This window comes from Bacteroidota bacterium, assembly GCA_035506275.1.
Classification (GTDB): Bacteria; Bacteroidota; Ignavibacteria; order UBA10030; family UBA8401; genus JAGVPT01.
Window position 1 is genome coordinate 335,808 of sequence record DATJPT010000006.1, and the last position, 13,490, is coordinate 349,297.

The window sequence follows — 13,490 nt, forward strand, 5'->3', positions numbered from 1 at the left end:
TCAGCGTGTGAGTAGCGTTCGAAATCCGATCAGGGGCCAGTCGGCGATCGAGAGGGCCGGCCGGCGGCGCGTTGTATCATACCCGAGCTGTTCGATCTTTTCCAGGATCCTCATTCCCCCGTGGAACGTCGCCCGGAGTTCAAACGAAAAACGGGCATCGACCAGATGAAACAGCGGCTTGCCGTCAAGAAAAAATCTCTTCGTCCGCTCAACCTGAAATTTCAACAACGGGGCAATGGCGTCGGTTCCGCCGTTTCGGAGTGCGTCCGGAGTTACGCCGAACCGCTCAAGATCCTCACGGGGAATATAAAGACGATTTCGCTTTATATCAATACTCAAATCCTGCCAGAAGTTCGTCAGCTGCAGCGCAGTGCAGATGGAATCCGAGAACCTGTACGTTTCGTCGTTCGCATGGCTCACGATGTGAAGAACGATCCTCCCTACCGGGTTGGCGGAATGGCTGCAGTACGCAAGAACGTCGGCAAAGGTCGGATATTCCCTTCCCTCGGCATCCATTTTGAACGCCGCCATCAGGTCGATGAAGAGAGACGACGGAATACTATACTCTTTGACAGCCTCTGCAAGTTCGATGAAGAACGGAACATCGCTGAGGCCGGCCAAGGATTCCCTGAACTCCCCTTCCCAATCGTCAAGTTTTTGCAGCCGGACTGACGACGGGGCATCCCCTTCATCGGCAATATCATCAGCAACACGGGCAAAAGCATAGACCAGCCTGATCGGGGACCGGAATTCTTTGGCGACCAATATCGAACCGACCGGAAAATTCTCGTAGTGCGTTTCGGCAAGCGACTGGAGGGATTCTGACACAGGAACTTTCGGAAGAAAACTTATCGATACTTGAATTGATCTCGGTCAAAATATCCTCAATTACCGGCGGAGTTGCAATCCTGATCAGCCTCTAAGCTGCGAGGGCGAATCGATACCAAATGATTCGCGTGCGCCGTTCGTCCCCCTACTCCCGTCGCAAAGCCTTCGTTTATCAGGATTGTCACCCTTCTAAGTGCATACATTTATGAAAATCTTTTATTTCGCCTTGACTCTCTTTACCTATCAACTTACATTTGCTCATCGCAAACGGGCCTGCCTTCTAAACAATTGCCAGCACCAAGGTTTCGCGAATAAGTTTACTTCCCTAAATAATTCCATTTTTTTAATACGTTTCAAGAGGAGCGATCGATGGAAAGACCGTTGCACGTTCTTATTACCGAAGATGAAGAATCATTTGCCGACGTGTTGGCAATGGAATTACAGGAAACGGGCAATTTTCGGGTCACAACGGCTTACAACGGCACCGAAGGCATCGAGCGCTTGAAAGAAATCAAGGACATTGATATCGTTTTGATGGATTTTAACCTGGGGGATATTTCCGGCCTGCAGGTGCTCCAATGGATCAACGAGCAAAAAATGGAAACTCCGGTCATTATGATGACCGCCGCCGGAACAGAAGAAGTCGCCGTCGAAGCGATGAAGCTTGGCGCCTACGACTATGTCCGCAAAGAACATCTCGAAATTAATCACTTCCCTATTTTGCTCCACGGCGTGTACGAACGATATCTCTTTCGCAAGGATAAACAGGCGCGAGACAAGGAGCAGCTGGAAAAAGAGAAGATGGAAGCCGCCGTTCAGATGTTCCAGACCACCGTGCGGACGATCGCCCATCACATCAACAACGCCCTCGCAATTTTCAAGCTTCAATCGTCTGTCTGCGAAAGAAATGTCCAGAAGATGCTCGACCCGACTCTTGCCAACCCTCTCCTCAAGCTGGTCACCGATCTTCGCCGCCAGGCGGATACCGTGGAATCGATCGTCCGGTCGCTCGTCGGAATTTCGGACATCGTGTACACAAAATATGCCGGCGATCAGGACATCATCGAGATCCGGGCTCAGCTCGAAAGAAATCTGGAACGCCTGAAAGAGCAGAAGGTCGAAATGCTCGCGAGATAATATCCCGCGCTGCTGTTTGATATCTCACTCCCCTTTGTTTGATCGCATCCACCATTTGTCTCCGGTTTCTAAGATTCTGTAAGGATCGTCATCCAGGCCTTCACGGGAGACGACCGATTCCCGCTTTTCTGACCATGTGCTGATTTGTCATGCGGATCTTTAATGCATTCTGCGGTGATCCTTCCTGCACTTGAGTCCTGCCATTCAGCGTATAGGACTCAATTTATCGTGTTATCTCTCTTCCCGCTTTCCAAAACTATGAAAGGCGGGATCCCATAAAGTGGGACTTTGCTTCTTTCTCTGGCTACAGAGAAAAAAGAGTGGTTTGGCATAATTCAAACTGAGACATCACCATCCCCCCCTCCTTCCTTGACTCAGCGCCTAAAAATTCGTACTTTTCATAGAATATCGGCGTTTTTTCATACCGGGCAGATTGACAATGACTGAGAGCTTGAACGAACGGGAAAGAACGATCTTACGGAGCATTATTTACAGCTTCATCCAGACCGCTACGCCTGTCGGCTCCCGTTATATTTCGAAGAGACACGGCCTCGACCTGAGTCCTGCGACCGTTCGCAACGTCATGTCCGATCTGGAATTTTTGGGATACATCGACCACCCGCACACCTCGGCGGGAAGAATTCCGACGGACAAAGGCTACAGGTTTTACGTCGATTCGTTGATCGAGCTGGAAACTCTTTCGGAACAGGACCGGACCGCCATTCAATCCCAGATCCACGGGAGCGCCGATCCCGACGAAGTGCTGAAAGAAACATCAAAAATTTTGGGAACGATCTCGCACCAGCTGGGAATCGTCTCCACGCCCCGTGTGAGCGCCGGAGTCTTCGATAAGCTCGAACTGGTCTCGGTTTCCGCCTCAAAGGTGATGGTCATAATCTCCATCCGCTCCGGTTTGGTGAAGACGATCATGATGGAAGTTCATTCCGAGATCCCCAAAATAAAGCTGGAAGAGGTGAGCAGGATTCTCAACGAACGGCTTTCCGGCCTGACCTTGCGGCAGATCAGGCGAACCTTCCGCGACCGCGTCCGGGACATGCAGAACGAAGAGACGGGTTTGATACGATTGTTCGTCGAATCGGTCGACAAGGTCTTCGACGAGGCGCGCAACAAGGACAAGGTCCATATCGGGGGGACGCAGAGCCTGCTGTCGCAGCCGGAGTTCAACAGCGCCGACAATTTCCGCGGCATCATCGAACTGCTGGATAATGAGGACATCATCGTTCATATTCTGGAAAAAAAAGAATTTGGAGAAGGAAATATTTCGGTCTCGATCGGGTCCGAAAATCAGGAAGAAAAGATGCGGGAACTGAGCGTTGTCACCTCCCAATATGCCGCGGGGGATGTCAGCGGCACGGTCGGCATCATTGGCGCAAAGAGGATGGATTATTCGAAGATGATCCCCCTCGTCGACTATATGGCGAAGCTTATCTCGATGGCCCTGCGGCCGTAAGCGATCGCGAACACATACATCCGTATTGATTCAATCCAAGGAAACATGCCGGAAGAGAATAACGACATCAAGAAAGAACAGACGGTAGACGGAGCGCCGGAAACGGCGCAGCCGGCCGACAAAAAGCCGGAGAGTGCGGTGCTGAACGAAAAAATAGCCGATTTAGAGAGGCAGGCTGCCCAGTTGAAGGACCAGCTCCTTCGCAAAGCGGCGGAATTCGACAATTACAAGCGGCGTACGGAGAACGATTTTTCTTCGCTCACAAGATTCGCCGCCGAGAATATCATTACCCAGCTCGTCCCGGTCCTCGACGACCTCAACCGCTCGCTGAAGAGCGGCAAGGAAAAATCCGGGAACGATCCTTTCTACAAAGGGGTCGAGCTGATCTATGCGAAATTTCTCAAGGTCCTCGAAGCCCAGGGGTTGAAGGCGATGGATGTTGTCGGCCAGGAATTTAACGTCGATGTGCACGACGCGCTCATGCAGATGCCGCGTACCGACGTCCCTCCGCACACGGTGCTCGAGGAGGTGGAAAAAGGGTACCTGCTGTTCGACAAAGTGATACGGCATGCCAAGGTGATCGTCTCCTCGGCGCCGGCGGAAGCGCCCGTCCAGCAGACAAAGACGGAGAATTTTGAAGACTGAGTATGGCAACGAAACGTGATTTTTACGAGGTGCTCGGCGTTCCGCGGACCGCGTCCCAGGACGAAATAAAAAAAGCGTACCGCAAGCTTGCGCTGCAGTACCATCCGGACCGGAACCCGAACAACAAGGAAGCCGAAGAGAAATTCAAGGAGGCCGCCGAGGCGTACGAAGCTCTCAGCGACCCGGCCAAGCGCCAGCGCTTTGACCAGTACGGGCACGAAGGAATGCGCGGCACCGACTTCAGGGGCTCGGCCGACATCAACGACATCTTCTCGAACTTCGGGGATATTTTCGGCGGCTCGATTTTCGACGACGTGTTCACCGGCGGCAGGCAGCAGCGCCGCCGGACGACCGGCCAGGCCGGCTCCGACCTCAAAGTGCAGCTGAAGCTGACCCTTGAAGAGATCGCGACGGGGGTCGAGAAGAAGATCAAGATCAAAAAATGGAAGACCTGCCAGACGTGTTCCGGCAGCGGCGCAAAGCCGGGCTCGTCGAAAACGACCTGCCCGCAGTGCAACGGCACCGGAGAACTGCGCCAGGTTTCGCGTTCGATGTTCGGCCAATTCGTCAATATTACCACATGCCTGAACTGCGACGGCGAAGGACAGATCGTCCGCGACCGCTGCACGGCGTGCGACGGCGAGGGGCGCGAACAGGGAGAATCGACGATCAAAGTCAACGTTCCGGCCGGCGTGTCCGAGGGAAATTATATTTCGATGCAGGGACAGGGAAATGCCGGAAGGCGCGGGGGACCGCCGGGAGACGTCATCGTCGAGTTCCATGAGGTGCGCCACGAACACTTTGTACGGAACGGCGACGACATCATTTACAACGCCCTCATCAGCTTTCCGCACGCGGCGACTGGGGGCGATATCGAGGTGCCGACCCTCACCGGCCGCTCGCGGGTAAAGATCGACCCGGGAACGATGCCCGGCAAGATGCTGCGGATGAAAGAAAAAGGGATTCCGCACCTTAACAGTTTTGGACGGGGGGACCAATTGATCCGAATTCAAGTCTGGGTTCCTGCAAAGCTGAACGCACGGGAAAAAGAATTGCTGCGGGAGCTTTCGTCGAGCGAGCATATCGTGCCGACGGAAGATGAGAAGAACGCGAATAAGTCGTTCTTCGAAAAAGTACGGAATACTTTTTCTTGACGGAAAAAGAACCCTCTTTTCCGTCCCCCAACAATTGCACAACCCATGAAACTGCTGAAGCGTCTGCAGGAGTTTGCTGCTTTCACAAAGAACGAGCAGAGAATCTTTTTTTTTCTGTCGGTCGTCTTTCTTGTCGGAGTCTCGGTCAAGGCGTACAAAGCGTATTTCTCGCCGGAGCCGGTCCGTCAGTTCGACTATTCCGCTTCCGACAAGGAGTTTGAGGAGCGTTCGCGGTACCTGACGGCCGCGCCTCCGGCCGCAGATTCGGGAACGATCGTCGCCGGCAGGCCGGACAGGAAGGGCAAGAAGAAGATCAATCTTAACACCGCGACGAAAGACGAGCTCCGTTCGCTTCCCGGCATCGGCGACGGCATTGCAGAACAGATCTTGATCTATCGCGACGAACACGGCGGCTTCTCTTCCGTCGACCAGTTGAGAAAGATCAAAGGCATCGGAGTCAAGAAACTCGAAAAATTGCGCCCACGCGTGGTACTCAAATGAAATCAACCGAACGTCATATCGCCCTCATCCTCGAACAATCGCAGGTCACCGCTGTTGAAATTGCGCAAAGTCCTAAAGGACATACGCTGACCGCGGCCGGCTCATTCAATTCATCCTTCAACTTCGACGACCAGGACGCGTTCAGCCAGCCGGGAGCATCGCAGCGCGAGCGCGGCTTTGCCCAGGAACTCCAGACGTTTTTCAAGACGATCGGCAGCGGTTCGCGCACGCTGACCTTCGGCCTGAACAGCAGGATGGTCGTGGCGGAATCCATTCCGACCGACGCCTCGCTTTCCGAGTCGGAGCTGGACCAGCATGCCCAATGGGAACTCGGCCAGTACGCGCTGCTCAAGAACACCAACGCGTTCAACCTCGGCGCAATGGTGCTGGAGACAAACGAGGAGACCCAGGTGAACACGACGGTGCTCGTTGCCGTACGAAAAATTTTCCTCAACTTCCTGGCCAACGTCTGCAGGCAGCTCAGCGGAACGCTGAACATCGTCGACGTCGACCATTTTGGCGCGGAGAACGCCCTCCTCTTCAACTATCCGGAGGCCGCGGCAAAACGCGTTCTGCTGGCCGGTGTGGACGAACGTTCATTCGACGCCAGCGTCCTCGCCGGCGGGCAGACAAGAAATTTCGTTTCGATGGAATGGAGCACGGAGAACGACATGGCCCAGCTGGCCGAGTACGTGAAGGAGGTCGGCGCAGAATCGGTCTATTTCCACGGCAGGATCGTTTCGCCGGCGCTGGTCTCAAGCCTGAAGGAGCTGGTCTCCATCCCGGTCGAGATCATGGACCCGTTCAGGAAGGTCTCGCTCCCGAGGACGTTGAAGAATTACCGGGATATCGAATCGCGCAAACAGGAATACGCGTCGGCGGTCGGCCTTGCGCTGAGAACGGAATAGCGATGCGTGTCATCGCCGGCAAGCACAAGGGAAGACAGCTCCGGACCGTCGCCGATCTGTCGGTCCGCCCCGCCACCAGCCGGGTGAAAGGCTCGGTCTTCAACATCCTGCAGAACAGGGTCGACTGGCCGCTCGCGCAGGTGCTCGACCTGTTTGCCGGAAGCGGAAGTTTGGGAATAGAGGCGCTGAGCCGCGGAGCGCGGCGGGCCGTGTTCGTGGAAAACTCGCGGCGCGCGGTCGAATACCTGAGACAGAACCTCGCGGCGATCGCGGCCTCGGAATGCGAAGTGATCGCAGCCGACGTGTTCGAGTACCTTGCCCGTCCGCGAGGCCAGTTCGATGTTGTTTTTGCCGACCCCCCTTACGAGTTTGAAGTCCTGCAGCGGCTGCCGTCGATGATTTTTCGGAGCGGGGTGGTCTCTCAGGATGGGTATCTGATCATCGAACACCCGCAGGAATTGCGTTTTGAAGAAAGTCCGTTATGTGCAGCGGCGGACGTGAGGAAATATGGGAGGACCGTGGTCACATTTTTCCAATCACGACTCGAAAGCCGGCCATGAAAATTGCATTGTATCCGGGGACGTTCGACCCGATCACCAACGGTCACATCGACATCCTCGAACGGGGAATGGAATTGTTCGACAAGGTGATCGTCACCGTCGCGAACAATTCCAGCAAATCTCCGATGTTCGACGAGCGCGAGCGGGTGGAGATGATCGAGGAGGTCATCAGGCGGAACAAATACCGGAACGTCGCCGTCGAAGCCTTCGACGGACTGCTCATTGACTTTGCCAGAAAGAAAAAAGCGGTCGCGCTGATCCGCGGCCTGCGGGCAATATCCGATTTCGAGTACGAGTTCCAAATGGCGCTTATCAACCGGAAACAGGACAACAAGATCTTCACCGTTTTTTTAATGCCGCACGAACGGTACACGTATCTTAACTCCAGTATCGTGCGGGAACTTGCGCGGCTGAACGGCGACTATAAGTCGTTCGTTCCGCCGAATGTCTATGCGCGGTTACAGAAAAAGGTCAAGGGATTCTAGCTGAGAGCAGTGAATAATTAGGAATTAGGAATTATGAATTGAGACTTCTGAGAAACCGGTGTCCAAAAGTCATTCTGAACGGAGCGAAGAATCTATTCGCTCATTTTCAAAAGAAAAACTGGATTCTTCGTCGCTACGCTCCTCAGAATGACATTACTCAGGCATTTCTCAGAAGTCCCGAATTACGAATTATAATCGAACGATGATTGTTCACATCAGAAGTCTAACCTCAGTAAGAAAGGACATCTCCCTGCATTGAAATCGTTATCGAGACAAGTTGCGAAGGCCGAACCATCTATGACGCTGGCCATGTCGGCGATTGCCAAGAAATTGAAGGCCGAGGGGGTGGACGTCGTGACGCTGACGGCCGGCGAGCCGGACTTCCCGACCCCCTTCCACATCAAGAGAGCGGCGATCTCCGCCATCGAGAATAATTACACCGGCTACACGATCAACGCCGGCATCGTCGAGCTGCGGAAAGCGATCGCCGATAAGTTCAAGCGCGACAACAATCTCTCGTTCGATCCGTCGCAGATCCTCGTCTCCAACGGCGCCAAGCACTCCATCTACAACGCCCTGAAAGCGATCTGCAACAAGGGGGATGAGGTGATCATCCCGGCGCCGTACTGGGTGACCTATCCTGAAATGGTGAAGCTGGTCGACGCCGTGCCGGTCATCATCAACACAACGGAAGCGAACGATTTTAAGATGACGCCGGTGCAGTTGAAAAGGGCAATCACGAAGAAAACGAAAGCGCTTCTTTTCTGTTCCCCCTCGAACCCGACAGGGACAGTGTATTCGCAGGAAGAGATCGAGGCGCTGGCAAAAGTCACGGCAAAAGCCGACCTCTACGTGATCTCGGACGAGATCTACGAAAAGGTCATATACGACGGAGCGAAACACTTTAGCATCGGGTCGATTCCCGACGTGCGCGACCATGTCATCACGGTCAACGGCGTCTCAAAAGCCTTCTCGATGACCGGCTGGAGGATCGGCTACCTTGGAGCGAAGAAAGAGATCGTCGATGCGGCGGAGAAGGTGCAAAGCCAGGTGACCTCCAACGCTTCGTCGATTTCGCAGCACGCCGCTCTCGCAGCCCTGACGGGGTCGGACGACGAGGTCAATTCGATGGCTTCGGAATTCCTGCGCCGGCGGAACTTCATCTACGATGCGGTAACGTCGATCGAAGGAATCACCTGCGCCAAGCCGAAAGGGGCGTTCTACATCTTTCCGAACCTGAGCGGATTCATTGGCAAAAAAGCGAAGGGAAAAACGCTGAGATCGGGAGATGATATCGCACAGTATTTGCTGGATGAAGAGCGCGTGGTGATCGTTCCGGGAAGCGGGTTCGGCGCAAAGAATTATGCGCGAATATCGTACGCCTGCTCGATGCAGGAATTGGAAAAAGCGGCGGTGCGGATGACGCGCGGGTTCAAAAGACTTAACGGGAATTGAAGAGAGAATATGCCGACATACGAATATCGATGCAAGAAATGCAAGCACGAATTTGAGGAATATGAGTCGATAACGGCCCCTCCGCTGACCATATGCCCCTCGTGTAAAACGCCGAACTTGGAGCGCATCATCGGTTCCGGTGCAGGTATGATCTTCAAGGGGAGCGGGTTCTATCAAACGGATTACAAAGGCTCGAGTCCGGAGACGAAAGGGTCAACAAACTCAAAAAAGAACTCGAAGGCTGCTTCGACGCCATCCTCCGACGAGAAGTCTTCTCCTTCCACAAAACCGCCCGATCCCCCTTCGGCCCCGCCGAAACCAGAGCCGCCGTCAAAGCCTAAACAGTAGCCATCCACGAAGCGCACGAAGAACACCAAGAATATTTTTACCTCGTTCCAAACGTTTCGTTGGAAACGCAAAAGCCTGTGTCATCTCGTTCCCAACGTCTCGTTGGGAACGGGAAGTTATGACACACCGCTTAATTTCTCCAATCCATTGTTACATCCAGCAGACCCTGCATACCTTCATAATTCCTCGCACTGGAATAACGCCAGCATTTCGGCTCATCAACATATCCCCGCCGCACCGGGTTAGTATGAATATACTCAATCTTTTGTATGAGCATTGCCTCGCTATAAATTTCTTGGGGATGATTTCCCTCTTGCCACAGTTGATACTCGCTTTTCGCCTTATGGGCTAGTTTTGCCCGATGCAGATCCTCCAATAATGGCAGCAATTTCTTCTCTTCTAAATAATCTATGATCCTTCTCGCCGTGTATGACTTGGACTCTTTCATTGTCTTCCCCAGTTCTGGCGCCGATGCAATAAGGTGCAAATGGTGCTCCATAATGACATAGGCGTATAAAATGACGTCGCGTTCCTTTTGCACAAAACGGAGCGATTCAAGCAAAATGGAGGCGATTCCAGGATTTGCAAACAATGGGATCCATCCAACCACCGTCATCGTCAGGAAATGGGGCAGCTGCTCGTTGTAGATTTTATAGCGGGTGCGGGTCATCTATTTCCCCCTTTGCATTGTGAAGCGGAACTTCATGTGGCGTGCCCAATCGGAAATCGGGAACGCAAAAGCCTATGTCATCTCGTTCCCAACGTCTCGTTCGGAACGGAAAAGCCCCTGAAATTCTGTTCACCTTCGCTCCCAAACAGAGTTTGGGAGCAAGATGGGACGAGAAACAGTAGCCATCCACGAAGCGCACGAAGTACACCAAGAATATTTTTGCCTCGTTCCCAACGTCCCGTTGGGATTGGAATGTTTAATTTTATCTAAAAAAAATCCCCAAGCTTTTGCCCGGGGATTTTGACTTTCAACAAGGACAACTGCTTAGATCTTCGGTCCGGCGTCGATCACTTCTTTCGGACATCCATCCTCGAACTTCTTGAAGTTCTCGATGAACCGCGATGCCAGCTGTTTGTACTTCTGCGTGTATTGTTCTTTGCTGGGCCACGAACCGGACGGGTCGAGCACGTTGGCAGGAACGCCGTCACAGGTCGTCGGGACTTCGAAGCCGAAGATCGGATCTTTGACAAACTTGGCCTTCTGCAGTTCGCCGGACAGGGCCGCGTTGAGGAGCGCCCGCGTGTGTCCGATGCTGATCCGCTTGCCGATGCCGAACGGTCCGCCGATCCAGCCCGTGTTGACGAGCCAGCAGGTGACGCCGTGCTTCAGGATCTTCCGCTTCAACAGGTCCGCGTAAAACGACGGATGGTGCACCATGAACGGCGCACCGAAGCAGGTGCTGAACGTCATCTCCGGCTCCTTTCCGAGGCCGACCTCGGTCCCGGCGATCTTTGACGTGTAACCGGAAATGAACTGGTACATTGCCTGGTTCGCCGTCAGCCGCGCGATCGGCGGCATGACGCCCGAGGCGTCGCAGGTAAGGAGAATGATGTTCTTCGGATGCCCTCCCATTTTTTCGGGGACGGCGTTGGCAATATATCCGAGGGGGTAGGAGGCGCGGGTGTTCTCCGTGATCGATTCATCGTCGAGGTCGATCAGCCGCGTCACCGGGTCGTACACAACGTTCTCGAGGATCGTCCCGAACATCTTCGTCGTCGCGTAGATCTGCGGTTCGGCAGTTGGCGAGAGCCGGATGACCTTGGCGTAGCATCCCCCTTCGAAGTTGAACACTCCCTCGTCGCTCCATCCATGCTCGTCGTCCCCGATCAGGCTTCGTTTCGGGTCGGCGGAGAGCGTCGTTTTCCCCGTTCCGGAAAGACCGAAGAAGATCGCCGCATCGCCGTCCTTGCCGATGTTCGCCGAGCTGTGCATTGCCATCACCCCCTGCAGCGGCAGGAGATAATTGAGGATGGTGAAGATCGACTTCTTGATCTCGCCGGCGTACGCCGTGTTGCCGATAATGCATAAGCGCTGCGCGAAGTTCAGCACGATAAAGGTGTTCGTCGCCGTGCCGTCGATCTGCGGAATGCCCTTAAAGGAAGGGACTGCGATAACGGTGAAATCGGGAACGTGTCTCCGGTATTCTTCGTTCGTCTCGGGGAGAATGAACATATTCCGCGCGAAGAGGGCATGCCATGCATGCTCGCTGATGATGCGGATCGGCATCCGGTAGTTCGGGTCGGCGCCGCCGTAACAATCCTGCACGAACACGTCTCTTCCCTGTAAAAATCCCTGCAGCCGGTTATACAGATCGTTGAATTTATCAGTGCTGAACGGACGGTTGTATTGTCCCCACCAGATCTGATTCTCCGTCGTCGGCTCTTTGACGATAAATTTATCGTTGGCGGAACGGGCAGTATGTTTTCCGGTGTTGGCAATGATCGGCCCGAGATGAGAAATTCTCGCCTCACGCCGGAAGGTGATCTCCTCATACAACGCCTCGGACGGCAGATTCCAGTATGCCATCCGTAAATTTGCGAGGCCGTGGTTGTCAAGCCCAAAGTCGCTCTTTAAGGCGGCGGCTTCGCCTTGCGCTGGTGTTTTGATGTCTAAGATGTTGTTCATAGCCAGTCCCTCACAAGTTTTCTGTCGCCGATGTAAATTTCATTGGGTGACGATGGGTCGAGCGCCCATTTTATGCGTGTGACGCCATCGGTGATCTCTTTGATCGTGCCTGCATAGCTGAGGCGAAGATGTCCCTCCATGCCGAATTCTTTTCCGGGCACCGTGACGACGAGCGCTTTCTTCAGCAAAAGCTGCGACAGGTCGACCGATTTATTGGAGTACGCGCGGAAATCCGGCAGGCAGTAATACGTCCCGTTCGGTTTCGTACATTTCACTCCCTTGAAGGAACTCAGCTCCTGCATCATGACATTGCGGTTGTTCTCCAGCGTCATGCGGAGGCTCTCGGTGGCGCTCTGGAGACCGGTCAATGCCCCCTCGGCCGCTGCCTGCAGCAGCACCGAAGTGCACGATGTGATCTGGCTTTGAACGTTCGACATGATCCCGACGAGTTCTTTGTTCGCAACGGCCCAGCCGATCCTGAAGCCGGTCATGCCGTAGAGTTTCGACACGCCGTTGATGACAATGATGTGAGTCGATTCCGTGTCTTTCTTCGTGTACTTGAAACAAACGGGGACCGTCTTGCCGTCGAACACCAGCTTGTGATAGATGTCGTCCATGATCACATAAATTCCCTTTGTCTCGCAGAATTCGACGATCTGCGCGATGAATTCTTCCGGATAGACGACCCCGGACGGGTTGTTCGGGCTGTTGATGATGATGGCTTTTGTGTATGAGCTGACCGCTTTGACCACTTCCTCGAAGCGGGGATAGAATCCCCCGTCCTCCGGCGTGACAATGACCGGGATTCCGTACACCATCTTCACCATGTCGGGATAGCTGACCCAATACGGCGCAAGAATGATGACCTCGTCCTGAGGATTGACGATCGAATATAGGACGTTGTACACCGACTGCTTCGCTCCGGCGGAGACGATGACGTTCTCCGGCGCCACGATGCGGTTGTAGTTCTCCTCGGTGTACTTGATGATCGCCTTTTTAAGGGACGGAATACCGTCGGTCGGTGTGTACTTGATGTCCGCCGCGTTAAGCTTTGCGGAGGCGCTGAGGATCGCGTTGATCGGAGCCTTGTTCTTCGGCTCACCGGCCCCCAGGTGAACGACCGCTTCCCCTTTTTCACGCAGCACGCGCGCCTCTTCGTTCAACTTCAACGTCGGCGACTCAGCGATTGATTTTGCAAGCTGACTGACGCTCATGGTATGAGACCTCCATTGTTAAAAAGATGTGAGAACACCAAATGAAAGGTCCGCGCAATTCTAATGCCAAGTTGATGGCGCAGATGTACTCAGATTCAAGCTCAGATCGCAGATGGACGCAGATGATGCGCCGAATTATTCAGCTTTTC

General features: G+C 53.9%; 14 protein-coding genes and 1 pseudogene. 10 read left to right on the plus strand and 5 right to left on the minus strand.

What is annotated here, in order from left to right:
* Positions 1-828: a squalene synthase HpnC gene (hpnC, locus tag VMF88_04570; GenBank protein HTY10329.1), complete on the minus strand. Its 828-nt coding sequence runs from the start codon at positions 826-828 to the stop codon at positions 1-3.
* Between the two features lie 369 nt (positions 829-1,197).
* Between hpnC and VMF88_04575 the strand changes: the two genes are divergently transcribed.
* The 10 genes and pseudogenes from VMF88_04575 (at position 1,198) to VMF88_04620 (ending at position 9,300) form a co-directional block, all read left to right on the plus strand.
* Entirely contained in the window at positions 1,198-1,965 is a 768-nt protein-coding gene (locus tag VMF88_04575) for a response regulator (GenBank protein HTY10330.1), read from the plus strand.
* A gap of 439 nt (positions 1,966-2,404) precedes the next feature.
* Complete coding sequence (hrcA, locus tag VMF88_04580) at positions 2,405-3,436, plus strand: heat-inducible transcriptional repressor HrcA (protein HTY10331.1); 1,032 nt, start codon at positions 2,405-2,407, stop codon at positions 3,434-3,436.
* A 45-nt stretch (positions 3,437-3,481) separates the two neighbouring features.
* Positions 3,482-4,081 carry a nucleotide exchange factor GrpE gene (locus VMF88_04585; GenBank protein ID HTY10332.1) on the plus strand — a complete coding sequence of 200 codons (600 nt, stop codon included), beginning with the start codon at positions 3,482-3,484 and terminating at the stop codon, positions 4,079-4,081.
* 2 nt (positions 4,082-4,083) lie between these two features.
* Positions 4,084-5,235, plus strand: coding sequence for a molecular chaperone DnaJ (gene dnaJ, locus VMF88_04590; GenBank protein ID HTY10333.1), 1,152 nt, complete (start codon positions 4,084-4,086; stop codon positions 5,233-5,235).
* Positions 5,236-5,280: 45 nt separating this feature from the next.
* Positions 5,281-5,736 carry a helix-hairpin-helix domain-containing protein gene (locus VMF88_04595; GenBank protein ID HTY10334.1) on the plus strand — a complete coding sequence of 152 codons (456 nt, stop codon included), beginning with the start codon at positions 5,281-5,283 and terminating at the stop codon, positions 5,734-5,736.
* Positions 5,733-6,644: a hypothetical protein gene (locus VMF88_04600; GenBank protein ID HTY10335.1), complete on the plus strand. Its 912-nt coding sequence runs from the start codon at positions 5,733-5,735 to the stop codon at positions 6,642-6,644. The genes VMF88_04595 and VMF88_04600 overlap by 4 nt, the downstream gene beginning before the upstream one ends.
* Before the next feature lie 2 nt (positions 6,645-6,646).
* Positions 6,647-7,204, plus strand: coding sequence for a 16S rRNA (guanine(966)-N(2))-methyltransferase RsmD (rsmD, locus tag VMF88_04605; protein HTY10336.1), 558 nt, complete (start codon positions 6,647-6,649; stop codon positions 7,202-7,204).
* On the plus strand, positions 7,201-7,689 hold the full coding sequence (gene coaD / locus VMF88_04610; protein HTY10337.1) for a pantetheine-phosphate adenylyltransferase: 489 nt from the start codon (positions 7,201-7,203) through the stop codon (positions 7,687-7,689). The genes rsmD and coaD overlap by 4 nt, the downstream gene beginning before the upstream one ends.
* Positions 7,690-7,944: 255 nt before the next feature.
* Positions 7,945-9,144, plus strand: a complete 1,200-nt coding sequence (locus VMF88_04615) for a pyridoxal phosphate-dependent aminotransferase (GenBank protein ID HTY10338.1) — start codon at positions 7,945-7,947, stop codon at positions 9,142-9,144.
* Between the two features lie 9 nt (positions 9,145-9,153).
* Positions 9,154-9,300: pseudogene (locus VMF88_04620) on the plus strand (zinc ribbon domain-containing protein).
* A 26-nt stretch (positions 9,301-9,326) separates the two neighbouring features.
* On the opposite strand, the gene VMF88_04625 reads toward VMF88_04620, so the two are convergent.
* The 4 genes from VMF88_04625 to VMF88_04640 form a co-directional block, all read right to left on the minus strand.
* Entirely contained in the window at positions 9,327-9,521 is a 195-nt protein-coding gene (locus VMF88_04625; protein ID HTY10339.1) for a hypothetical protein, read from the minus strand.
* A gap of 101 nt (positions 9,522-9,622) precedes the next feature.
* Entirely contained in the window at positions 9,623-10,162 is a 540-nt protein-coding gene (locus VMF88_04630; protein HTY10340.1) for a transposase, read from the minus strand.
* A 324-nt stretch (positions 10,163-10,486) separates the two neighbouring features.
* On the minus strand, positions 10,487-12,127 hold the full coding sequence (gene pckA / locus VMF88_04635; protein ID HTY10341.1) for a phosphoenolpyruvate carboxykinase (ATP): 1,641 nt from the start codon (positions 12,125-12,127) through the stop codon (positions 10,487-10,489).
* On the minus strand, positions 12,124-13,341 hold the full coding sequence (locus tag VMF88_04640; protein ID HTY10342.1) for a pyridoxal phosphate-dependent aminotransferase: 1,218 nt from the start codon (positions 13,339-13,341) through the stop codon (positions 12,124-12,126). The genes pckA and VMF88_04640 overlap by 4 nt, the downstream gene beginning before the upstream one ends.
* Positions 13,342-13,490 lie beyond the last annotated feature (149 nt).